Source organism: Streptomyces sp. Q6 (assembly GCF_036967205.1).
GTDB lineage: Bacteria > Actinomycetota > Actinomycetes > Streptomycetales > Streptomycetaceae > Streptomyces > Streptomyces citrinus.
This window is the reverse complement of the sequence record NZ_CP146022.1, coordinates 4,072,327-4,092,972: the sequence shown is the minus strand read 5'-3', so window position 1 is coordinate 4,092,972 and position 20,646 is coordinate 4,072,327. Positions and strand designations below refer to the sequence as shown.

Here is a 20,646-nt window from a genome sequence, read left to right as displayed (position 1 = left end):
TCCGAAGATCAGGAGCGTAACGGCTGCGGACCGGCGGGGAGACGGGAAGCGGAAGAGGACAGAAAAAAGCCCCTCCTGACGAATCAGGAGGGGCCGCTGTGGCTGGGGCCGGGGTCGAACCGGCGACCTATCGCTTTTCAGGCGATCGCTCGTACCAACTGAGCTACCCAGCCACGAAGTTCACGAGGAACTTCAGCGGTCCTGACGGGATTTGAACCCGCGGCCTCCACCTTGACAGGGTGGCGAGCACTCCAAACTGCTCCACAGGACCAAGCTGTTGCGTGCAACAGTGTCGCACACGGACTTGCGTGCCCCCAACGGGATTCGAACCCGTGCTACCGCCTTGAAAGGGCGGCGTCCTAGGCCGCTAGACGATGAGGGCTATCGGCCCGCCTGCGCGCTTTGCAGCGCGTCGGGGACGTGAGAAGCATATGGGATGCGGGGAGCTATCGCCAAAACGGTTTACGGGGTCCCCTCCGGCGCGCTCGGGGACGGGGTCGCGCCGGGCTGGTTCTCCTTCGGCAGATGGCGGCTGACCTCGGCCTTCGTCAGACCCAGACCACCGAGCCTGATCTCGTCCCAGGCCTGGAGGCGCTTGGTGACGCGGTCCAGGTAGAGGACGGACGCCTCGACCGGGTCGGGGTCGCTGTCGTCGTTGTCGACCGCGCGCAGCCCGCTGCCGCCCGTCGATCCCTCGATGCGCAGCCGGGTGCCCAGCGGGAGGATCTCCATCTCCTGGTGGTGCACGTGCCCGGCCAGGACGAGCGGGACCGTGCCGTCCACCTCCTTCGCCGCGACCGGCTCGTGCGCGAGGGCGATGTCGACGGGGGTGCCCGCCGCCTTCTGGTCCCGCAGGGCCGAGGCGAGACGCAGGCCCGCCATGCGCTCGGCGGGGTCGCCCTGGGCCTTCGTCGAGCGGTCCGGGGTGTACTGCGGGTCGCCCGTGCCGGCGAAGCGCAGGCCGGCGACCGTGACCGCCCGTCCGTCGTCGAGGACGTGCACGTTCTTGAAGCGCCCCCGGTCGGAGAGGTACTTCTGCGTCTCCGCCTTCGAGTCGTGGTTGCCGCGGATCCACACGTAGGGCGCGTCCAGGTCCTTGATGGGGTCCAGGAACGCGTTCTCGGCCGCCGAACCGTGGTCCATCGTGTCGCCCGTGTCGACGATCACGGAGATCCTGTACTGGTCCACGAGCGACGCGATGATCTTCCAGGACGCCGGGTTGAGATGGATGTCCGAGACGTGCAGCACGCGGATCGTGGACGGGTCCGGCTGGTACGTGGGCAGCGTGGACGTCACGTCGTAGAGCTTGGTGACGTTCGTGACCAGCCGCGCCAACTCCTTCTGGTAGACGTCGAACTCGGTGACGATCGAGCGCGCGTTGCCGACCACCGACGGGGCCGAGGAGAGGAGCCCGGAGAACTTCGGCTCCAGGACCGACTTGGGGTTCCAGGTCGCGTACGCCGTCACTCCCGACGCCGTCAGGAGCGCGAGCGCGAGGCCGCCGGCCGCCAGGGCGCGGCGCGGACGGCGGTAGGCCACGAGCCCCAGCGTCGTCGCGCCGGCCACCACCGCCACGCAGGAGCGCACGGCCAGGTCGAGCGTGCCGTGCTCGACGTCGCGGGCCACCTCGTCCTGGAGCCCGGACAGCCGCTCGGGATGGTCGACGAGCGCCTGGGCGCGGACCGGGTCGAGCTGGTCGACATCGACGTCGAGACGGATCGGCGCCGTGTGGGAGCGCAGTTCCAGGGCGCCCAGCGGAGACACATTGATCTTCGTGCCGCCGGAGAGCGAGGGGCGCAGCGTCATCCGCGTGTCCATCGGACCCACCGGCGCCCGGACCCCACCGACGATCAGCAGCCCGAGCCAGGCGCCGAGCAGCACCACCGCCACCAGACCGAGGGCGCGTACGTACGGATGGGGCGGATGGACGAGCTCCACCACCGGACGCGGATGCCGTGCGCGGTAGTGCCGCAGGAGGGCCGACGGGGCGGTGCGGACACCCCGTAGCCGGTGGAGGGCTCGGCGTATGGCGACAGCGGGAGGGCGGGCCATTGCTCCCGTATGCCCAAGTGGGCGGGTCGATATGCGGGTTGTACCGGACAATGGCCGTGTGCTGGAGATGACGCGTGAGGAGTTCGAGGAACTGGTCGCCGAGGCGCTCGACCGGATTCCGCCCGAGTTGACGCGACTGATGGACAACGTCGCGGTGTTCGTGGAGGACGAGCCGCCTGCCGACGATCCCGAACTGCTCGGGCTCTACGAAGGCACTCCGCTGACCGACCGGGGCGAGTGGTACGCCGGTGTGCTGCCGGACCGGATCACGATCTACCGGGGGCCGACGCTGCGGATGTGCGCGACGCGCGAGGAGGTCGTCGCGGAGACCGAGATCACCGTGGTCCACGAGATCGCCCACCACTTCGGGATCGACGACGCCCGGCTGCACGCCCTCGGATACGGCTGACCGTCGCTGTTTGTGCGGGCTTTGTGTGGCGCGTGTCCTCCTGTGGCGCACGGGAGTTGGGAACGATGACCCTGTCACGTGCCCGGAGGTGCTCGCCCGTGCGCCAGCTGTCCGTATCGCCCCCGTCCCGCGTTCTGCGCCTCGGCCGCCTCGCGGTGACCACCATGGCGGTCGCCGCGGCCGCCGGGTGCATGAGCGTGGCCGACGACGGGCGTCCCGCCACGCCCTCGCACTCCGCACCGGAGCGCGGCGGGGACGCCGCGCCCGACGGCGCAGCGGTGGTGCGCGGCGGCGGCGCGGGCGGGCCCGGAGCGCGGGCCGAGGGCGCGTCGGCCGACCCGAGCGGGTCCGCCTCCGCCGCGGCCTCGGCGTCCGCGTCGGCGGCCGCCTCGCGCAGCGCCGCGCCCTCGAAAGCGGCGACGCCCGTCCGGGGCACCCCGTCCACGCGGCCGAGCACGCCGCGCGACACGCCCTCCTCGCCGCCGCCGACGAAGGCACCGCCCACGCCGACGCCGCCCGAGCCGTCTCCGACGACCGCCGAGCCCTCGTCCTCCGCGCACGAGCAGCAGACCGCCCCGCAGCTGGCCGCCGAGCCGGAGCCACAGGCCGGACAGCCGGTCTGAGGAGCCCTCCGCAGGGCCGAAGGGGGCTGATGTGAGGCGCGTCTCAGGGGGGCGGTTTGCCTTGGGGGGTGTCGGGTGCGTATGGTGGTAGATCGTTTGATCCCATTTGCCCGGCGCCGTTAAGAGAGCGCCGCGTGGCGCGTACTCTCCCTTGCCGTGGCTGGACCGCATTGAGGCGGTCGATTTGCAGGATTGCGAATACACGGAGTTGCGGGCGCGTGCCGAAACTCCGGAAGGTTTCGCATTTCGCATGTCTATTTCCAGCTCTGACCAGGCCGTCATGCCCGAGAACGACCAGGACGCCGTCGACGCCGTACAGGCCGTCGCCGTCGACGAGACGACCGACACCGTGGCCGTCGGCGAGGCCGCCGAGCCCACCCTCACCTTCGAGGACCTCGGCCTGCCCGAGGCCGTCGTGCGCAAGCTCGCGCAGAACGGCGTGACGACCCCGTTCCCCATCCAGGCCGCGACCATCCCGGACGCCCTGGCCGGCAAGGACATCCTCGGCCGTGGCCGCACCGGCTCCGGCAAGACCCTCTCGTTCGGTCTGCCCGTGCTGTCCCGCCTGTCCGGCGGCCGCAGCGAGAAGCACAAGCCGCGCGCCATCATCCTCACGCCGACGCGTGAGCTCGCGATGCAGGTCGCGGACGCGCTCCAGCCCTACGGCGACCAGGTCGGCCTCAAGATGAAGGTCGTCTGCGGCGGTACGTCGATGGGCAACCAGATCTACGCCCTGGAGCGCGGCGTCGACATCCTCGTCGCCACCCCGGGCCGCCTGCGCGACCTCATCAACCGCGGCGCCTGTGACCTGAGCAACATCGAGGTCGCCGTCCTCGACGAGGCCGACCAGATGTCCGACCTGGGCTTCCTGCCCGAGGTCACCGAGCTGCTCGACCAGGTCCCGGCCGGCGGCCAGCGCATGCTGTTCTCCGCCACGATGGAGAACGAGATCAAGACCCTGGTCTCGCGCTACCTGAACAACCCGGTCAGCCACGAGGTCGACAGCGCCCAGGGCAACGTCACGACGATGTCGCACCACATCCTCATCGTGAAGCCCAAGGACAAGGCGCCGGTCACGGCCGCCATCGCCTCCCGCAAGGGCCGCACGATCATCTTCGTCCGCACCCAGCTGGGCGCCGACCGCATCGCCGAGCAGCTCTGCGACGCCGGTGTGAAGGCCGACGCGCTGCACGGCGGCATGACGCAGGGCGCCCGTACCCGCGTCCTCGAAGACTTCAAGAAGGGCTACGTCAACGCCCTCGTCGCCACCGACGTCGCCGCGCGCGGCATCCACGTCGACGGCATCGACCTGGTCCTGAACGTGGACCCGGCCGGCGACCACAAGGACTACCTGCACCGCGCGGGCCGCACGGCGCGTGCCGGGCGTACGGGCACGGTCGTGTCCCTCTCCCTGCCGCACCAGCGCCGCCAGATCTTCCGCCTCATGGAGGACGCGGGCGTCGACGCCGGGCGTCACATCATCCAGGGCGGCGCCGCGTTCGACCCCGAGGTCGCGGAGATCACCGGTGCCCGGTCCATGACCGAGGTCGAGGCCGAGTCCGCGGGCAACGCCGCGCAGCAGGCCGAGCGCGAGGTCTCCAGCCTGACCAAGCAGCTGGAGCGCGCGACCCGTCGCGCCGCCGAGCTGCGCGAGCAGGCCGACCGCCTCACCGCCCGTGCCGCCCGTGACCGTGGCGAGGACGAGGAGGGCGTGGCCGCGGCCGTCGCCGCCGCAGCCGAGGCCGCCGCCGAGCAGGTCGCCCAGGCCGTCGCGGCGCAGGAGCCGGAGCGCTCCGAGTACACCGAGCAGCCGCGTCAGCGTCGTGACGACCGCGGCAACTACGAGCGTCGTGACAACCGCGGCGGCGGTTTCGACCGTCGTGACAACGACCGTGGCGGCGACCGCGGTGGCTTCCGCGGCGGCGACCGTGGCGGGCGTTCCTTCGAGCGTCGTGACAACGACCGTGGCGGCGACCGCGGCGGCTTCCGCCGTGACGACCGCGGTGGCGACCGCGGCGGGCGTTCTTTCGAGCGTCGTGACAACGACCGTGGCGGCTTCCGCCGTGACGACCGTCCCTCGGGTGACCGTGGTGGCTTCCGTCGCGACGACCGTCCGTCCGGTGACCGTGGTGGCTTCCGCCGTGACGACCGTCCCTCGGGTGACCGTGGTGGCTTCCGCCGTGACGACCGTCCCTCGGGTGACCGTGGTGGCTTCCGCCGTGACGACCGTCCCTCGGGTGACCGTGGTGGCTTCCGCCGTGACGACCGTCCGTCCGGTGACCGCGGCGGCTTCCGTCGCGACGACCGCCCCGCCGGCGGTCACCGGGGCAGCGACCGCCCGTTCAACCGCGACCGCCGCGACGACCGTCCGGCGACCGGCGGCCACCGCCCCTACGGCCGTCGCGACGACCACCGCGGCACCGGCTCGGCCTCCGGCTCGGGTTCGTCCTCCTTCGGCCGCCGTGACGACAAGCCGCGCTGGAAGCGCAACGGCTGACGTCTGACCACAGCACGCTGAAGCGGGCCCACTCCTCACGGGGTGGGCCCGCTTTGTCGTACGGGGACTTGCCCCTTGATCAGGAGCTTGCCGTGCCCCCGGCAAGGGAATCGCTGGGGGCATGACAAGTGATGCCAGCAAGGCCACTGACCGGAATCCGCCCCCGGCGACCGCCGCGGCCGGGTCCGACGAGGAGCGGCTCGCCCAGCTCGGCTACACGCAGGTGCTGGCCCGCCGGATGTCGGCGTTCTCCAACTACGCCGTCTCCTTCACGATCATCTCGGTCCTCTCCGGGTGTCTGACGCTGTACTTGTTCGGCATGAACACCGGCGGGCCGGTCCTCATCACCTGGGGCTGGGTCGCGGTGGGCCTGATGACGCTGTTCGTCGGGCTGTCGATGGCCGAGATCTGTTCGGCGTACCCGACGTCGGCGGGCCTCTACTTCTGGGCGCACCGCCTTGCGCCGCCGCGCTCGGCGGCCGCGTGGGCCTGGTTCACCGGTTGGTTCAACGTCCTCGGTCAGGTCGCGGTGACCGCCGGCATCGACTTCGGCGCGGCGTCCTTCCTGGGCGCCTACCTGAACCTTCAGTTCGACTTCGAGGTGACGCCGGGCCGCACGATCCTGCTCTTCGCCGGGATCCTGGTGCTGCACGGCCTCCTCAACACCTTCGGCGTGCGCATCGTCGCCGTCCTCAACAGCGTCAGCGTGTGGTGGCACGTGCTGGGCGTCGCGGTGATCGTCGGCGCGCTCGCCTTCGTGCCCGACCACCACCAGTCGGCCTCGTTCGTCTTCGGCGAGTTCGTCAACAACACCGGCTGGGGCAGCGGCGCGTACGTCGTCCTGATCGGGCTCCTGATGGCGCAGTACACCTTCACCGGCTACGACGCCTCCGCCCATATGACGGAGGAGACCCACGACGCGTCGACGGCGGGCCCGAAGGGCATCGTCCGCTCGATCTGGACGTCGTGGATCGCGGGCTTCGTCCTCCTCCTGGGCTTCACGTTCGCGATCCAGTCGTACGACGGTGCGCTCGGCTCGGCGACGGGCGCGCCGCCGGCGCAGATCCTGCTCGACGCCCTCGGCGCGACGGCCGGCAAGCTCCTGCTCCTGGTCGTCATCGGCGCTCAGCTCTTCTGCGGCATGGCCTCCGTGACCGCCAACTCCCGCATGATCTACGCCTTCTCGCGCGACGGGGCGCTCCCCTTCTCCCGCGTCTGGCGCTCGGTCAGCCCGCGCACCCGGACCCCTGTCGCCGCGGTCTGGCTGGCGGCGGCGGGCGCGCTGGCGCTCGGCCTGCCGTACCTGATCAACGTCACGGCGTACGCGGCCGTCACCTCGATCGCGGTCATCGGCCTCTACATCGCGTATGTCATCCCCACGCTGCTGCGGCTGCGCAAGGGCGACTCGTTCGAGCGGGGCCCGTGGCACCTCGGCCGCTGGTCGACGCTGATCGGCGTCGTGGCGGTGGCCTGGGTGGTCGTCATCACCGTTCTCTTCATGCTGCCGCAGGTCTCCCCGGTGACCTGGGAGACCTTCAACTACGCCCCGATCGCGGTCCTCGTGGTCCTGGGGTTCGCGGGGGCGTGGTGGGCGTTCTCGGCCCGCCACTGGTTCCTGCGCTGACCCCCGCGCCACCACTCGCCCGCCCTACGATCCCGATACCCGATCGGCGACCGGGGCCCGGCGGGCTATGCTCGGGGGTGCGTCGACTCCGGTCGGCGTGTGGACCCTTAGCTCAATTGGCAGAGCAGTGGACTTTTAATCCATTGGTTGTGGGTTCGAGTCCCACAGGGTCTACGAGTACGGGGCAGCGCCCGGGTCGGCTTCGGTCGGCTCGGGCGCTTCTTCGTCTCCGGGCCGGGACCGGCGTGTCCGCCGCCGGTGACAGCACCGGCGGCGGACACGGCGGGGAACCCTAGTCGTTCACGCAGGTGTTGCCGAACGCCGGGTTGAGCAGCCCCACGAGGTTGAGCGAGTTGCCGCAGGCGTTGACCGGGACGTCGACCGGGATCTGGACGACGTTGCCGGACAGGACGCCGGGGCTGTGCGCGGCGACCCCGGTCGCGTGGGCCCCGTCGGGGCCGTCCAGCGCGGAGGCCATGGCGGCCGACCCCAGAACGGACGTCCCGGCCAGTACCGCGGCGGCTGCGAATGCGCGAAGACGCATCGGTTCTCCCTGAAAGGTGAGGGAATATGACGCGCCAATCACACCGCCGCCCGGTACCCGGGACGAGGAATTGAGCCGTCGGCGGGCGTGTCCGTCAATGCCGCCTGTTCGGCGGTTGATCCACGCGGACCCAGCCACGGGCGGGCCGCCCCGGGCGGCCCTGCCGGGGGATCTCCCTGCCGTGCGCCTGCCACAGTCGGACCACGGTTTCGTAGATCGGAGTATCCGATGTGCGCAGTGACGTGACTGTCGGATCGTTTCTCTTCTTCTCCATGGTCTGCTCAACGAATTCCGCCGACCGGGGGGACCGATTGTTATCCGGGCGAAATGTCCTCTCATCCTTCCCGGTCGGCGCGGGGCCCGGGACCCGGTTCTTCCGTTCCGGTCTAGAACAAGCTGTCTAGAGCAAGCTGTCTAGAACGAGCTGTCTAGAACACGTCAGGGAGAGTTCTGCAGGAAGCGGGCGAGACGAGGTCCGACCCAACGCTTCAGCGAACGGAGCACCTGCGTCCGGTCCACCGCCCGGTCCACCCGGTAGTACAGCTGCGGAGGGATGTACGGGAGCAGCGGCGAGTGCCGCTGGCCGAGCAGGGCGAACATCTGATGCGGTTCCAGGTGGATGTAGCGCGTCAGGTTCTCGTACCAGTCGGCGCTGTGCCGGGCCGCGCTCTGGAGCGGCAGCAACTCGCGCCTGCGGACCCGCTCGTAGTGGCCGAGGGCCGAGGCGAGCGGGGCGGGGCCGCGCAGGGCCTCGGCCAGGGCCATGGCGTCGTGCATGGCCAGTGTGGTGCCGGCGCCGATGGAGTAGTGCGTGGTGTGGGCGGCGTCCCCGAGCAGCACCAGATTGCCGTGCGACCAGACGCGGTTGGTGACGGTGCCGAACTGCTGCCACTGCGACGGCCCGTCGACATCCGTACGGCCGATGAGCGGGTGCCCTTCGAGGGGCTCCGCGAAGAGTTCCTCAAGGAGCTTCAGGGCGGCGTCCCGCACCATGACGTCGAGGCCGAGCCCCGCCCAGGTGGCGGGGGAGCACTCGACGATGCAGGTGCTGTGTTCGCCGTCGAAGCCGTACGCGTAGCACCAGAGCCACCCGTGGTCGGTCTCCACGAAGGCGAAGGTGAAGGAGCGGAAGACCTTCGTCGTACCGAGCCAGACGAACCGGTTGTGCCCCGGCGCGACGTGCGTGCCGAAGTGGTCCGCGTGCTGGTCGCGCAGGGCGCTCCGCGCCCCGTCCCCGGCCACGATCAGGTCGCCGTCCAGGACGGGGTCGCCGGGCGAGACCGGGTGGCCGAAGTGCACCTCGACACCGAGGGACGTCGCTCGTTCGGCCAGGATCGTCAGCAGCCGGTGGCGGCCGATCGCGAAGCCCTCGTCGCCGTGGTGGACCGTGGTGCGTCCGCGGACGTGCGCCACGCCGTCGTTCCACCGCACCGAGTGCTCCTCGATGGCGCGTGCGGACACCTCGTCGTGCGCCGAGAGCGCGTCGAGCATGTCGGGCCAGTAGGTGACGCCCCAGCCGTACGTCGCTCCCGCGGGGTTCCGCTCGTACACGGTGACGTGCCGGCCGCGGTCCTGCTGTTTCAGGAGGATGGCCAGGTACAGCGACGCGGGTCCTCCACCGGCGCAGACCACCTTCATGTGTGCTCCCTCATGCGGCCCGGAAAGTACCGGTTGGTACTAATGAGGAAACGACGGGGCGGTCGCGGGGTTCTTGAGGAGTTCCCGCTCTTCGCGGCGGGGTGCCCGTTCGGTTCCCTCCGCCTGCGCGGGGCCGCGGAGGGGATCAGTCTGGGATGTACCCGGCCACTGCGGTGGAGGTGCGAACGAAAGGCATGTACAGGGATGTTCCTCACGCGATGTGCTCTCCTGGCCGGCGCGGTGACGCTCGCCTGGCTGCCCGCTTCCTCCGCCGGCGCGGACAGCGAGGACCCGCCGCCCCTGCTGACCGCGGCGGAGTGCCGGGCGGAGGGCGGTACGCCCGCGTTCCGTTTCTACGGGGGCGGCGACGCCTATCGGTGCGTCAGGGAGGCGGCAGGCGCCGGTCCCGTCGCCGCGGGATCGGACCCGGGTTTCGCCTTCGTCCGCAGACCGCATTTCGATCTGGACTACCTGGCGCCCGCCGAGTGCCAGGTGGGCGGCGGCGTCATGAGCTGGGAGGAAGGCGGCGATGCGGGCGGCGGATCGCAGGTGTGTCAGGGCGGTCTGTACGACGGGAAGACGGTGGCGCCCGCCTTTTGAAAAGCGGGTACGGGTGAAGAATTGAGCCAGGTGGGGCCCATTCCTTCCCTTTTCATGATGTATCGCTGTATCAGCCGTTACTCCCCGTGCCGCATTCCGTTGAACAGGCCGACGGCTGCGACGACGCGGCCGCACCTGCCAAGCAAAAGGAGAACGTGATGTCTCGCATCGCGAAGGCAGCCGCTGTCGCTTTCGGCACGGGTGCTGTGGTGCTCAGCGGCGCCGGTCTGGCCATGGCCGACGCAGGCGCCCAGGGCGAAGCCACCAACTCGCCGGGTGTCCTGTCGGGCAACCTGCTCCAGGCTCCGATTCACGTCCCGGTCAACGTCTGCGGCAACACCGTCGACGTCATCGGCGTGCTGAACCCCGCGTTCGGCAACACGTGCGTCAACAGCGACGGTGGCGACTCCGGTTACGGCGGCTGACACCTCCGTACCCACGGGGAACACGGCCGACGGGACCGGTTCCACGCGCTGAGCCCTGACGACGTCCCCCGGCACACACCGTGCCGGGGGACGTCGTGCGTGCGGGGCGGTCACTCGTAGCGGTACAGCGACGTGTGGTCGAGCATGTCGCGCAGGGGCGTGTCCCACGGCGGCATGGTGTCGCCCGCGACCAGCACCCGGCCGTGCTGGGCATGGCCCAGCGGCGGCGCTTCCACCGGCAGGTAGGGAGCCGCCCCCTGATGCCGCTGCCGCCACCGCGACCAGCACAGATCGACGAAGGCGTGGTGGAGCCAGAAGATGGGGTCGTTCACCGAACCGGCGCCGAGCATGTGCCCGCTCACCCAGCGGTGCACCCGGTTGTGGTTGAACCAGGTGCGGTCCCCGCGGCGGGTGGGCCAGCCTTCGAGCCGGTTGCGAAAGCCCTTGGGGGAGAGCGAGTTCCACGGCTCCACGTCGTACGTGGACTCGCCCATGGCCCGGTCGAGCTCTTCCTTGCTCGGCAGTTCGACAGGGGCCTGCGGCCGGCCGAAGTCCCGCATGAGGAAGTCGCCGTCCGTCACGGCCTCGGTGACGGTCCATCGGCCGCTTCGGCGGGCGAAGGGCCCGGACATCACCTGGCGGTCGGACCGGCGGCCGTTGCCCCCGAGGAAGCCGTCGCTCCACAAGGAAGCGCCCGCCGTACGGTCCACGGTCCAGTCCCAGTAGGGAACCGAGACGCCCGGATCCACCCGCTGCAAGGCCCGTTCGAACTCGAGCAGGAACTTGCGGTGCCACGGGAAGAACGACGGGGTCATGTGCGCCACCCGCAGGCCGCCGTCGCCGTCCCCCATGTAGAAGTCGATGTGCATCCGCACGAACTCGTCGTACCGGCCCTTGGCCTTGAGGGTCAGCACGGCCTCCACGAAGCGCCGCTTCTGGGTCTTGCTGAGCGCGCTCTGGTTCTGACGCACGTGAGCCATCGGGCATCACACCGTTCGGTCGGGGGACGACTGCAAGGCCTGGCCGCCGAGCTCCGCCACGGCGCCTCGCGCCGCGGCGAGCGGGGTGGGGTACGACTCGTAGTGATCGACCATGCTCAGATACGAGCCGTCGGCCCGGCGCATGAGGTGCAGCGGGCGCCCGTCGACGCTGACCTGCCACGCACCCGCGGTTCCCGCCGTGTCGGGGAGTCGCGTGCCGGTGATCCGCCGCCCGCGGTACGTCTCGTCGAACGCCTCGGGCACGGCCTTCGGCTCCTCGCGCCCGAGCGGCCGGATCCGCAGGACGGCGGTGGCGGTGCCGGCCGCGCCCAGCAGGATCAGGCACGCGCTGCGCCGGGTCAGCAACGGTCTCGCGCGCGCTCCGGGCTCCGTGGCGGCGGGCGCGGTCGCGCTCCGCGCCGCACGCTCGTCGATCGACGACACCTGGGGATTCACGTGCATCTCCTCCTGCGGGTCTGGAGCCCGCCCACCGCCGGGGAACGCCGGTGAGTCGGGTGGGCCAGGACGGGCTCATGGGCCGGCCCACCCGGCGCTTCTAGCCGAGTGCCAGGTCCGCCCCCGGCTGCGCCTGTACGTCGGGGGTGCCGACGGCGGCCTGCGGGGCCGACACGTCCGGCAACCCGAACAAGTGGGGCCGCGGACCGCTCAGCGGGGGATTCACGGAGGCTCCCGGCGTGAGGGTCCGGACGGCGGACTCCTCGGTCGTGAGTCCCAGGCGGTCGACGTCGTCGGTCGCCAGGAGCTGAGGCAGCGGCACCTCGGCGTCGGTGGCGGGCAGTTCGCTGCTGAGGGGAAGCCGCGGCACCGCGTGCTCGGGCAGGACATGGTCCTTCGCGTACCGAGGTCCCTCGGGAGTGCCGGGGATCGGGATGGGCGCCTCCGTGCTCAGCCGGGGTGCGTCGATGTGCAGCGCGTTCTCCACGCCGCCGAGGGGCACCTCGATGGGTACGTTCCCCGAGGCGACGGCCGGGGCGCTGGAGCCGGCGGCCGCGGCGATGCAGCCCGCGAGCACGGCGATCGTTCCTCGTAGTGTGATGCTCATTCTGGGTGGGTCCCCTTCAGCTCAGGATGATGACGCAACAGGGGTAACGACCCTTTCCGTGGCATCAGTGCAGAATTCCCTCTGCGGGACTAATCCGTAGATTTTTGGCTTCCCGTGCGGTCGCTTTGCCGGACAAATGACCGCCCAGTTCTCAGCTCGTCCAGAAATCCCACCAGCGGGTCAGGATCAGCATTCCTACGGCGCCGATGTGCAGCGTGGGCGGAACCCAGGAGAACTCGGTGAAGAAGGTGCGCACCGCGCGTCCCGCGGGCAGAAATCCGTTGCGGACGTTGAATGCGGCCAGGCTCCAGAACATGACGATCGTGGCCACCCAGGCGAGGCAGCACCACAGGCACAGCGAGTGGATCCGGTAGAGCGACTGGAACTGCAACCACGACACGAAGCCGACCCCGAAGAGGCACCCCGCCTGGAAGGTCAGCCAGTACCAGCGGGGGAACCGCGCGCGGGCCAGGAGGCCCGCCCCGGCGGCGACCACCACTCCGTAGGCGATGAGCCCGAGCATCGGGTTGGGGAACCCGAAGGCGGCCGCCTGTGCGCTCTTCATGATGTTCCCGCAGGACACCACGGGGTTCAGGCTGCACCCGGGGGTGAAGTTCGGGTCTTCGAGGAGCTTGAACTTGTCGAGGGTGATGACCCAGGAGGCGAGCAGCCCGGCGACTCCGGTGAGGACGAGGACCAGCGCGAACCCGAGGTGCCGCTCGGCAGGGGGCGCCGCTTCCTCGCTCCGTACGGGCTGACGGTCGGCCGCGGGCCGAACAGGCGCGGCGGCCCTCTGGACGTCGGTGCTCATGGAGCCCTCCTGGCGGTGACGAGCAGGGTCGATCGCGGAGGGTCACGGACGGTGACTCTCGGCGCGACAAGTGCCGGAGGGGGGACTAGCGTCGCTCATGTCCCCAAAAAACCGGCTAGATAGGACTTCTCCCGTGAAGCAGATAGCCCGGCGGACCTCTGTGGCCGCCCTGTTCGCCGTAGCCGCGATCCTGCCCCTCACCGGTGTGGCTCAGGCCGCCACGCCCCAGGCACCCGCCCAGTCCGTGGCCTCCCACCCGTGCGGTGGCGACTGGGAGTGCTGGCACCACTGGCACCACCACGGCCTGGACCTCGGTCTGGGTCTGGGCGTCTCGCTCGGCTGAGACAGCGCGTAGAGGTCATCGATCGTGGTGCGGAGTCGGCCGGCTCCGCACCACGATCGCGTGTGTCACGTGCGGATGCGGCGGATGGGCAGAAGGCAGTGCGCGGCGGCGTTGAGGGTCTCCTCGTCGCCGGCGAACTTCTGCAACTCGCTCTCGGTGACGGGCTGCCCGGGAGTGGCGGTGGGCCAGGGGCGGGCGGTGAAGAGGAAGTACGCGGTCCCCGTCTCCTCCGCGGCCTCCAGCCACTCCGGCGGTACCGGGCACTGGGCGTTCAGCAGGGGCATCGAGACGACGGCCTGGCCTGCCTCCACGAGCAGGGAGACGGGGAAGCTCGGATGGCGCGACCCGTCGTGGACGGTGGTGCCGATGGTCAGCCCGTTGTTGCTCAGGAGGGCCCGCACGGCGGCCTCCGAGGCCTCGGGGCCCGCCGGGGAATCACCCATGGAGTAGGCGAGAAGGAAAGGCGTGGCGCCTTCTTCCTCCGCGTGTTCTCCACTCCAGGCGATGACGGCGAGAGTTCCCAGATCTGCGGCCCGAAACGTGGTGTCAATACTCGACGTTGAAGTCACCTGGGGAGCCTAGCCAAGCGGTCGGGGACCCTTGTCGCACCGTCACTCGATCGGGCCAATGAAGCACACTCGAACGAGGAGCGCGGGACCGTGTATTTGACCCGCACGTACGAATTCAGGGGTGAAAACGCCGAAGGCTGGTTCGATTTCCGAACCAGCCTTCGTGCGGGGACCAGCGTGCGGAGTGGAGCGCCGCGCTGTGTCAGTCGTTGACGGCGCTGTTGCCGAAGGCCGGGTTGAGGCCCGCGATGCCGTTGACGGTGTTGCCGGAGACGTTGACCGGAACGTGCACCGGGAGCTGGCCGACGTTGCCCGAGGCGACACCGGGGGAGTTCACGGCGGCACCCTCGGCGCTGGCGCCACCATCGGCGAAAGCGGCGCCCGACGCGGCACCCGCCGCGAGGCCGGCCGTGGCAATGACGAGAGCGGCCTTCTTGGCAGTGTTCATTTTCAGAACCTTCCTTCGGGGGTTTTCGTGGATCGTATGGGGGCGGTCTGCACGGTCAGCCGTAAAGACACACCCTCATAAACCCTTCGCTCATTCGGGCCAATGAGCGGGAAGGGGACTACTTCGCGAGGGGGAGGCCACCGAGCAGGTCGGTGGGGGCGCCCGCGGCGTCGGCCGGGTTCAGGCCGTCGGCGGCACCCGTGACGGTGTCGACGACACCGTTGCCCTTCGGGTCGAGAAGGTTGCTGTCCAGCGGCTGCACGTCGAGCGTCGGCTGGCTGGCGATGGTGTCAAGGGCGCCGTTGAGGCTCGTCGGAGTGAGGTCCGAGGCAAAGGCGGGCGCAGCGGCTCCGGCGATCACCATGGAACCGGCGACAACGGCAGCGGCCTTCAGAGCCTTCATTATTTATCCTTTCTTCGATGGCTTATCGCCATCGGCGTGGCATATTCACCGTTCGAGGCATTGGGAATGCCTGATGTATCGCTTCTCCCTGCTTAACGACGGTGTTCGCCGACGGAAACTCCGGTGCGCCTCGATTTGTTGATCCCACTCGAAAGAACGGTGCGGCGGTCATACATATGAAAGTGCGCGGGCATGCCGAGAGCCCGCCGGGGGCAGCGGTGCGGCTGCCCTCGGCGGGCTCGGGCGCCTGCTTCGCCGCAGGCGCGAGGCGGCTAGGAGGTGAGGGGGTCTGGGGAGGGCCGGTGTCTGCGGGACGGCCGGTGTCTGGGGCAGGGTCGGGGTCTGCGGTAGCGCGGGGGTCTCGGGCACGGCGGGCGTGGGCGGGACCGGCACGCTGGACGTCGGCAGCTGCGGGAGCGCGGGGAGGCCGGGCAGGTCGGGCGCCGGGAGCCCGCCGCTGAGCAGCGTGGCCGCGACGAAGTTGACCAGTCCGGTCACGACGACGGGGGCCTGGGTGGCGACGGCGGTGACGTCGCCGGCCGTCGCGGCCTTCACGAGGGCGTCGACCGCGGACTGCAGCGCGGTCAGCGCGTCGCCCTTCACGTCGAACAGCGCTTTCGCGTCGTCAGGAACCGCCGCGTCGGGGGCCTTCGGCACCGGGACCGCGGCCGCCGGTTCCTTCGCCGCGTCGATGGCGGTCTTGACCGCGTCGGCGTGCTTCTGGGCTTCGTCGGCGGGCAGCTTCCCGTCCTTCGTCTTGAGGACGGCGTCGAGGAGGTCGGTGACCGGCGTCAGGACCCCGCCGGTGTCCTTCAGGGTCTTGACCTGACCGAGCAGGGCACTGGCGTCGGGGACCGGGGCGGATGACACAACCGTGCGGCTGACGCGCTCATCGGCGGAGTCCGCGGCGAAGACCGGAGCTGCCGCACCGATCAGGAAGGACGCGCAGAGAGCGGAGGTCGCAAGGCGCCGTACGGGCAGAGCGGGCATGATTTTCCCTTTCGAGGGCGTGTTGGTGCTTGAGTTCACCGTGAGATGCCCTACTACAACTTGCAACCGAGCGACCGCTCTCCGTGTCCGGTCAGCGCCTTCGTCCTCGTCGTTCTCCCTGGTGGGGGCCTGTATGACGGCCTGTCGGCCGCCCACCTCCATACGAGGCACACGGGCGCGGACGGGTGAAGGCGCACAAAAGCAGCCGCCCCTGGAACAGGGGCGGCTGAGGAAGAGTCAGGCTGCGCGGGTCAGCTGTTGACGCAGCTGTTGCCGAAGGCCGGGTTCAGCAGGCCGATGACGTTCACGGTGTTGCCGCAGGCGTTGACCGGCACGTGCACGGGCACCTGGACGACGTTGCCCGAGACGACTCCGGGGGAGTCGGTGGCGGCACCCTGCGCGCCGCTGTCGGCGGCGGCGATGCCGGCGGTGCCGGCCATGGCGGCGGCGGCCATGGCGGAGAAGACGACTGCCTTCGCGGTACGCGACATGAACATGCTCCTTGGGTCGTTCTGTACGGCCGGGACAGGCGCCCGGCGGGTGGTGCAACGGAGCGGCACCGCACGGGGTTGCGGCTCCGAACGAGTGAATGGCCTTTAGGTCATTGCAGTGCGCTGCGGAGAGTTGACGCACGGGAGCCGGGAATTTCACAACTCCAACACACATCGTGTATCAAGTGAAACTGACTTTCTGGCCGCTACTGTTGGCCGCTCCCCGTTCGGGCGGTAGGTGCTGCGGGGGATCGACAGATAAGTGTGACTTTCCTATCTACTTGCCTGGTGCTGCAGAGCGTCTGCTCATTCCTGAAAGGGACGCCGGCCGTGCGTAATTTCAAAGGCTGTTTCCTGCGCCGCATGACGGTGGGCCTGCTGTCGCTGGCGGCGGCGTCCCTGCCCTGCCAGGCAGCGGCGACGGCGACGGAGCCGAGTACCGAGAAGCCCAGCATCCCGTTCACCACGCGGTACGACGCCGAGCTCCATGGCGGAATCGTCCGTGCGGCGAATGCCGCCATCACGTGCCGCGGTGCCGACCCACTCAAAAGAGTGGGGTGCGCCGAGGCCCGTTCGGGCGCTATCGCAAGCAATGGCGATTTCGACATGTTCTATACGGACATCGACGACGACCCGAACACGTACAACTCTTCGAGTGCCGAGGTCCGCATTCCCGCGGGATCTCGCGTGACATACGCACGTTTGTACTGGGGTGGAAATCTCCGGGTCGGCGAGCAGAAGCCGCCGCGGGACAACGGGCGGGTGCTGGTCGCCGAGCCCGGCGGCGCGTACAAGCAGGTGCTCGCCGACACCGTGGTCGGGCACCGGGTCGCCAACGGCGCGGACGCCTACCAGGCCTCCGCGGACGTCACCGAGCTGGTGCGCTCCAGCGGCGCCGGCCTGTACACCGTGGCGCAGCTGAACGTCGCCATGGGGCGTACCGCCGCCGGCGCCTGGGGCGGCTGGACGCTCGTGGCCGCGTACGAGAATCCGTCCGAGCCGCTGCGGCGGCTGTTCGTCCGGGACGGGTTCGACACCTTCACGCGGCAGCAGCCCAGCAGGACCTTCCGCATGACGATGCCGCTCGCCGAAGGGGCGAGCGGCTCTGCCGGGCTCGTCGCCTACAACGGCGATCGCGGCAGGGGCGGTGACTCGCTGACCGTCTCGACCGGGCGGGGCGGCCCCGTGGCGCTGTCCGACCGGGCCAACCCCGCGGACGACGTCCTCAACTCGACCATCAGCCAGCCGGGCGAGCGGCAGCCGGAGCGGGTCCCGGCCCACGCGAACACCCTCGGCTACGACTCCGACGTGTTCTCGCTGGACAAGGCCGTGGCCCGGGGCGGCAGGTCGCTGGACTTCCGGCTGGACTCGGCCGAGGACACGGCGTGGATCGGAGCGCTCTTCGGAGCGGTCGACGTCCGGTCCTAGCCGCTTTCTTCAGTGCACCCATGGAAGAGGCGATGCATGTGACGTCCGCACCCTTGCCGCTACGCGTGCTCCACGTGACGCAGCCGGTCGACGGCGGAGTGGCGCGCGTAGTGGCCGACCTCGTGCGCATGCAGCGTGCCGCCGGGATGAGCGTACGGGTGGCATGTCCGCCCTCCGGCAGCCTCCCCGGCCACCTGACCGACCTCGGATGCGAGGTCCTGGCCTGGGAGGCATCGCGGTCTCCGGGCCGCAGCGTCCTGGGCGAGGCGCGCCGGCTCGCCGAGGTGGTGGACCGGGTCCGCCCCGATGTCATCCACGCCCACAGCGCCAAGGCGGGACTGGTCACCCGGCTCGTCGTCCGGGGGCGCATCCCCACGGTCTTCCAGCCGCACGCCTGGTCCTTCGAGGCCGTCGAAGGGCTCGGGGCGCGGATGGCCCTCACCTGGGAACGGCGGGGGGCGCGCTGGGCCTCCCGGCTGATCTGCGTCAGCCGGGCCGAGCGGGACACGGGCACCGCCCACGGGATCGCCGCGGAGTGGCGACTCGTGCCCAACGGCGTGGATCTGGAGCGGTTCAGTCCCGCGGGGCCGTCCGCGGCGGGGCGATTCGGCCTTCCCGCGACGGGCCCGCTCGTCGTGTGCGTGGGCCGGCTGTGCCGTCAGAAGGGCCAGGACGTGCTCGTCGAGGCGTGGCGGGGCGTGCTCCGCGAACGGCCCGGGGCGCACCTGGTCCTGGTGGGGGACGGGCCGGACCTGGCGGAGCTGCGGGCCGCCGCTCCCCCGTCCGTCACCTTCGCGGGGAGCGTCGACGATCCGGCTCCCTGGTACCGGGCGGCCGACCTGGTCGTGCTGCCCTCGCGGTGGGAGGGCATGGCGCTCGCCCCCCTGGAGGCCATGGCCTGCGGGAGCCCGGTTCTCGTCACGGACGTGAACGGGGCCCGCGAGAGCCTGCCGCCCCCTCTGGCACCCAAGTGCCTGGCCCCGCCGGAAGACCCCGCTGCCCTGACCCGGGCGCTGGTCGGTCTGCTGAGCGACGCCGAAGACCTTCGCACGCTGGGCCGTGACGCCCACCGCCATGTGCACGCACACCACGACGTCCGGCGCACGGCAGCAGCGGTCGCGGATGTGTATGGCGAACTTCTGGGTCTGGAGACCATCAAGTGCAGAGAGCCGGTCACGACATGACCCCGGAACGAACCGTCGCCTCGTCCACCGAACAGCAGCGTGCCGTGGAGGAGGCAGGCGCCTTCGCCACGGTCATCGCGCAGCGGACCGCCGACGGCAACAGGACCACGCTGGTCGGCGGCCCGGAGCAGGACCACTCCTCCCGCGCCTTCCTGCTCGCGATGGACAGCACGGCCGCGCTGCTCGGCACCGTCGCCCTCTCTCCGCTCCAGCGCCACCCGCTGCTGGTGGCGGGATTCCTCGTCCTCGTCCTCGGCCTGTACCGCAACGCGGGCCTGTACGGCCTGTTCGGCAAGCGGTACATGCTCGACGACTGCCCTGCCGTCGTGGGCCGTATCGCCCTCGCGTGGTGTGTGCTGACGGCCGTCTCGGCGAGCCTGCCCGTGATGCGGCCGATTCCCGTGACGTCGGTGCTGTCGGGGTGCGCCGTCCACTGCGTCCTCACCCTGATGGGCCGCGCGCTCGTCCACTGGCGGCGGCGGGTGGCCATGGTCCGGCGGCCCTGCACGACGCTCCTGGTGGGCCCGGAGCCCGCGGCCGCGCGGGTCGCCGCCGCCCTCCAGCGGTGTCCGCGCAACGGGATCCGCCTGGTGGGCATCGTCAGCGACGGTGCGGCGGAGCAGGAGCAGCGGAAGAGCGGCGCGGCCCTGCCGGTGCTGACGAGCGTCGGGGACATGCGGCGCGCGGTGATCCAGAACGACGTGCGGCGGGCCATCGTCCTGGGCAGGTCGAACGCTCCGGAGTACCTTCCCTGCCTGCGCAGCCTCAGCGAACTGCGCTGCGAGGTATGGGAGTTGGACCCGGACCCGTCGGCGTACGTCCCCGAGGGCCGCGAGCGGCTCCAGCACCTGGCGGGGTTCCGCTGCCGGCCGGTCGTGGGGCCGCCCTTCCCGCCGCACCCGGGCAAGCGCGCCCTGGACCTGGTGATCTCCTCGCTGCTGCTGGTGCTGTTCAGCCCGGTGCTCCTGACCTGCGCCGTGTGGCTCCGGCTCAGCGAGGGGCCCGGTGTCGTCTTCCGGCAGGAGCGGATCGGGAAGGACGGCCGGCCCTTCACGCTGCTCAAGTTCCGCACGCACCGCCCCGCCGACCCGATGGAGTCCGCGACGCGCTGGAGCGTGGCCAACGAGCACCAGATGCCGTGGTTCTGCAGCTTCCTGCGCCGCACCTCGCTCGACGAGCTGCTCCAGCTGTGGAACGTCTTCCGCGGCGACATGAGCCTGGTCGGCCCGCGCCCCGAACGCCCGTACTTCGTCGTGAAGTTCAGCGAGCTGCACCCCGGCTACAGCGAGCGTCACCGTATGCCGACCGGCATCACCGGCCTCGCGCAGATCAACGGGCTGCGCGGTGACACCTCCATCGAGGACCGCTGCCGGTTCGACAACGCGTACATCGACGGGTGGTCGCTGTGGCGGGACATCAGCATTCTGATGCGCACGGCGACCGAGTTCTTCCGTCCGACGGGAAGTTGACGACGTGACGGTTCTCCCTGTCCTCGCCGCCCCGCCCGCCGGACCCGCGGCTTCG

At 70.4% G+C, this 20,646-nt stretch carries 22 protein-coding genes and 4 tRNA genes; 11 read left to right on the top strand and 15 right to left on the bottom strand.

Going from position 1 to position 20,646, the window contains the following annotated elements:
* Nucleotides 1-99: 99 nt before the first annotated feature.
* The 4 genes from V2W30_RS19125 to V2W30_RS19110 all read right to left on the bottom strand — a co-directional run bounded on the left by V2W30_RS19125 (nt 100) and on the right by V2W30_RS19110 (nt 2,052).
* Nucleotides 100-173, bottom strand: a tRNA-Phe gene (locus V2W30_RS19125).
* 23 nt (nt 174-196) lie between these two features.
* Nucleotides 197-271 (bottom strand) — tRNA-Asp (locus V2W30_RS19120).
* Between the two features lie 38 nt (nt 272-309).
* Nucleotides 310-382, bottom strand: a tRNA-Glu gene (locus V2W30_RS19115).
* Between the two features lie 80 nt (nt 383-462).
* A complete protein-coding gene (locus V2W30_RS19110) occupies nt 463-2,052 on the bottom strand; it encodes a metallophosphoesterase (RefSeq protein WP_338698143.1) in 1,590 nt (529 codons plus the stop codon).
* A 58-nt stretch (nt 2,053-2,110) separates the two neighbouring features.
* On the opposite strand from V2W30_RS19110, the gene V2W30_RS19105 reads away from it, so the two are divergent.
* From V2W30_RS19105 to V2W30_RS19085, 5 genes are all read left to right on the top strand, one after another.
* On the top strand, nt 2,111-2,461 hold the full coding sequence (locus V2W30_RS19105; RefSeq protein ID WP_338698140.1) for a metallopeptidase family protein: 351 nt from the start codon (nt 2,111-2,113) through the stop codon (nt 2,459-2,461).
* 98 nt (nt 2,462-2,559) lie between these two features.
* Nucleotides 2,560-3,084 (top strand): hypothetical protein, encoded by a 525-nt coding sequence (locus V2W30_RS19100; protein WP_338698138.1) that lies wholly within the window; start codon nt 2,560-2,562, stop codon nt 3,082-3,084.
* A gap of 250 nt (nt 3,085-3,334) precedes the next feature.
* Complete coding sequence (locus V2W30_RS19095) at nt 3,335-5,581, top strand: DEAD/DEAH box helicase (RefSeq protein WP_338698137.1); 2,247 nt, start codon at nt 3,335-3,337, stop codon at nt 5,579-5,581.
* Between the two features lie 121 nt (nt 5,582-5,702).
* Nucleotides 5,703-7,205 (top strand): amino acid permease, encoded by a 1,503-nt coding sequence (locus V2W30_RS19090; RefSeq protein WP_338698135.1) that lies wholly within the window; start codon nt 5,703-5,705, stop codon nt 7,203-7,205.
* A 101-nt stretch (nt 7,206-7,306) separates the two neighbouring features.
* Nucleotides 7,307-7,379 (top strand) — tRNA-Lys (locus V2W30_RS19085).
* A 118-nt stretch (nt 7,380-7,497) separates the two neighbouring features.
* Here V2W30_RS19085 and V2W30_RS19080 read toward each other — a convergent pair.
* Nucleotides 7,498-7,749, bottom strand: coding sequence for a chaplin (locus tag V2W30_RS19080; protein WP_425244563.1), 252 nt, complete (start codon nt 7,747-7,749; stop codon nt 7,498-7,500).
* A gap of 438 nt (nt 7,750-8,187) precedes the next feature.
* Nucleotides 8,188-9,387 carry an FAD-dependent monooxygenase gene (locus tag V2W30_RS19075; protein ID WP_338698133.1) on the bottom strand — a complete coding sequence of 400 codons (1,200 nt, stop codon included), beginning with the start codon at nt 9,385-9,387 and terminating at the stop codon, nt 8,188-8,190.
* Between the two features lie 204 nt (nt 9,388-9,591).
* Between V2W30_RS19075 and V2W30_RS19070 the strand changes: the two genes are divergently transcribed.
* Together V2W30_RS19070 and V2W30_RS19065 are read left to right on the top strand one after the other, a co-directional pair.
* Nucleotides 9,592-9,987, top strand: coding sequence for a hypothetical protein (locus V2W30_RS19070; RefSeq protein ID WP_338698132.1), 396 nt, complete (start codon nt 9,592-9,594; stop codon nt 9,985-9,987).
* A 158-nt stretch (nt 9,988-10,145) separates the two neighbouring features.
* Nucleotides 10,146-10,412 (top strand): chaplin, encoded by a 267-nt coding sequence (locus tag V2W30_RS19065; RefSeq protein WP_338703686.1) that lies wholly within the window; start codon nt 10,146-10,148, stop codon nt 10,410-10,412.
* Nucleotides 10,413-10,522: 110 nt separating this feature from the next.
* On the opposite strand, the gene V2W30_RS19060 is transcribed toward V2W30_RS19065, so the two are convergent.
* From V2W30_RS19060 to V2W30_RS19045, 4 genes are all read right to left on the bottom strand, one after another.
* Nucleotides 10,523-11,392 (bottom strand): tyrosinase family protein, encoded by an 870-nt coding sequence (locus tag V2W30_RS19060; protein ID WP_338698131.1) that lies wholly within the window; start codon nt 11,390-11,392, stop codon nt 10,523-10,525.
* A 6-nt stretch (nt 11,393-11,398) separates the two neighbouring features.
* Nucleotides 11,399-11,848: a tyrosinase cofactor gene (locus tag V2W30_RS19055; RefSeq protein ID WP_338698129.1), complete on the bottom strand. Its 450-nt coding sequence runs from the start codon at nt 11,846-11,848 to the stop codon at nt 11,399-11,401.
* Between the two features lie 100 nt (nt 11,849-11,948).
* The gene (locus tag V2W30_RS19050; protein ID WP_338698127.1) at nt 11,949-12,455 is read right to left on the bottom strand and encodes a hypothetical protein; all 507 of its coding nucleotides are present in this window, start codon (nt 12,453-12,455) and stop codon (nt 11,949-11,951) included.
* Nucleotides 12,456-12,606: 151 nt separating this feature from the next.
* Nucleotides 12,607-13,266: a vitamin K epoxide reductase family protein gene (locus V2W30_RS19045; RefSeq protein ID WP_338698126.1), complete on the bottom strand. Its 660-nt coding sequence runs from the start codon at nt 13,264-13,266 to the stop codon at nt 12,607-12,609.
* A 133-nt stretch (nt 13,267-13,399) separates the two neighbouring features.
* Between V2W30_RS19045 and V2W30_RS19040 the strand changes: the two genes are divergently transcribed.
* On the top strand, nt 13,400-13,609 hold the full coding sequence (locus tag V2W30_RS19040; RefSeq protein ID WP_338698124.1) for a hypothetical protein: 210 nt from the start codon (nt 13,400-13,402) through the stop codon (nt 13,607-13,609).
* Nucleotides 13,610-13,674: 65 nt separating this feature from the next.
* Here V2W30_RS19040 and V2W30_RS19035 read toward each other — a convergent pair whose 3' ends face one another.
* The 5 genes from V2W30_RS19035 to V2W30_RS19015 form a co-directional block, all read right to left on the bottom strand.
* Nucleotides 13,675-14,178 carry a DUF5949 family protein gene (locus V2W30_RS19035; RefSeq protein WP_338698122.1) on the bottom strand — a complete coding sequence of 168 codons (504 nt, stop codon included), beginning with the start codon at nt 14,176-14,178 and terminating at the stop codon, nt 13,675-13,677.
* 202 nt (nt 14,179-14,380) lie between these two features.
* Complete coding sequence (locus V2W30_RS19030; protein WP_338698120.1) at nt 14,381-14,626, bottom strand: chaplin; 246 nt, start codon at nt 14,624-14,626, stop codon at nt 14,381-14,383.
* Nucleotides 14,627-14,744: 118 nt separating this feature from the next.
* On the bottom strand, nt 14,745-15,029 hold the full coding sequence (locus V2W30_RS19025; protein WP_338698118.1) for a hypothetical protein: 285 nt from the start codon (nt 15,027-15,029) through the stop codon (nt 14,745-14,747).
* A 168-nt stretch (nt 15,030-15,197) separates the two neighbouring features.
* Complete coding sequence (locus V2W30_RS19020) at nt 15,198-16,019, bottom strand: hypothetical protein (protein ID WP_338698117.1); 822 nt, start codon at nt 16,017-16,019, stop codon at nt 15,198-15,200.
* Between the two features lie 251 nt (nt 16,020-16,270).
* Nucleotides 16,271-16,510 carry a chaplin gene (locus V2W30_RS19015; protein WP_338698116.1) on the bottom strand — a complete coding sequence of 80 codons (240 nt, stop codon included), beginning with the start codon at nt 16,508-16,510 and terminating at the stop codon, nt 16,271-16,273.
* A gap of 363 nt (nt 16,511-16,873) precedes the next feature.
* Between V2W30_RS19015 and V2W30_RS19010 the strand changes: the two genes are divergently transcribed.
* The 3 genes from V2W30_RS19010 to V2W30_RS19000 are packed head-to-tail and all read left to right on the top strand — an operon-like array spanning nt 16,874 to nt 20,591.
* On the top strand, nt 16,874-17,938 hold the full coding sequence (locus tag V2W30_RS19010) for a DUF3344 domain-containing protein (protein ID WP_338703685.1): 1,065 nt from the start codon (nt 16,874-16,876) through the stop codon (nt 17,936-17,938).
* Between the two features lie 32 nt (nt 17,939-17,970).
* Nucleotides 17,971-19,122 (top strand): glycosyltransferase, encoded by a 1,152-nt coding sequence (locus V2W30_RS19005; RefSeq protein ID WP_338703684.1) that lies wholly within the window; start codon nt 17,971-17,973, stop codon nt 19,120-19,122.
* Nucleotides 19,119-20,591 carry an exopolysaccharide biosynthesis polyprenyl glycosylphosphotransferase gene (locus V2W30_RS19000; protein WP_338698114.1) on the top strand — a complete coding sequence of 491 codons (1,473 nt, stop codon included), beginning with the start codon at nt 19,119-19,121 and terminating at the stop codon, nt 20,589-20,591. Before V2W30_RS19005 ends, V2W30_RS19000 begins: the two co-directional genes overlap by 4 nt.
* Nucleotides 20,592-20,646 lie beyond the last annotated feature (55 nt).

What these genes read in the sequence shown, in the direction of transcription:
- V2W30_RS19110 (WP_338698143.1), bottom strand. Translation starts at nt 2,052, where the DNA reads ATGGCCCGCCCTCCCGCTGTCGCCATACGCCGAGCCCTCCACCGGCTA.
- V2W30_RS19095 (WP_338698137.1), top strand. Translation starts at nt 3,335, where the DNA reads ATGTCTATTTCCAGCTCTGACCAGGCCGTCATGCCCGAGAACGACCAG.
- V2W30_RS19090 (WP_338698135.1), top strand. Translation starts at nt 5,703, where the DNA reads ATGACAAGTGATGCCAGCAAGGCCACTGACCGGAATCCGCCCCCGGCG.
- V2W30_RS19080 (WP_425244563.1), bottom strand. Translation starts at nt 7,749, where the DNA reads ATGCGTCTTCGCGCATTCGCAGCCGCCGCGGTACTGGCCGGGACGTCC.
- V2W30_RS19075 (WP_338698133.1), bottom strand. Translation starts at nt 9,387, where the DNA reads ATGAAGGTGGTCTGCGCCGGTGGAGGACCCGCGTCGCTGTACCTGGCC.
- V2W30_RS19070 (WP_338698132.1), top strand. Translation starts at nt 9,592, where the DNA reads ATGTTCCTCACGCGATGTGCTCTCCTGGCCGGCGCGGTGACGCTCGCC.
- V2W30_RS19065 (WP_338703686.1), top strand. Translation starts at nt 10,146, where the DNA reads ATGTCTCGCATCGCGAAGGCAGCCGCTGTCGCTTTCGGCACGGGTGCT.
- V2W30_RS19060 (WP_338698131.1), bottom strand. Translation starts at nt 11,392, where the DNA reads ATGGCTCACGTGCGTCAGAACCAGAGCGCGCTCAGCAAGACCCAGAAG.
- V2W30_RS19050 (WP_338698127.1), bottom strand. Translation starts at nt 12,455, where the DNA reads ATGAGCATCACACTACGAGGAACGATCGCCGTGCTCGCGGGCTGCATC.
- V2W30_RS19045 (WP_338698126.1), bottom strand. Translation starts at nt 13,266, where the DNA reads ATGAGCACCGACGTCCAGAGGGCCGCCGCGCCTGTTCGGCCCGCGGCC.
- V2W30_RS19030 (WP_338698120.1), bottom strand. Translation starts at nt 14,626, where the DNA reads ATGAACACTGCCAAGAAGGCCGCTCTCGTCATTGCCACGGCCGGCCTC.
- V2W30_RS19025 (WP_338698118.1), bottom strand. Translation starts at nt 15,029, where the DNA reads ATGAAGGCTCTGAAGGCCGCTGCCGTTGTCGCCGGTTCCATGGTGATC.
- V2W30_RS19020 (WP_338698117.1), bottom strand. Translation starts at nt 16,019, where the DNA reads ATGCCCGCTCTGCCCGTACGGCGCCTTGCGACCTCCGCTCTCTGCGCG.
- V2W30_RS19015 (WP_338698116.1), bottom strand. Translation starts at nt 16,510, where the DNA reads ATGTCGCGTACCGCGAAGGCAGTCGTCTTCTCCGCCATGGCCGCCGCC.
- V2W30_RS19010 (WP_338703685.1), top strand. Translation starts at nt 16,874, where the DNA reads ATGACGGTGGGCCTGCTGTCGCTGGCGGCGGCGTCCCTGCCCTGCCAG.
- V2W30_RS19005 (WP_338703684.1), top strand. Translation starts at nt 17,971, where the DNA reads ATGCATGTGACGTCCGCACCCTTGCCGCTACGCGTGCTCCACGTGACG.
- V2W30_RS19000 (WP_338698114.1), top strand. Translation starts at nt 19,119, where the DNA reads ATGACCCCGGAACGAACCGTCGCCTCGTCCACCGAACAGCAGCGTGCC.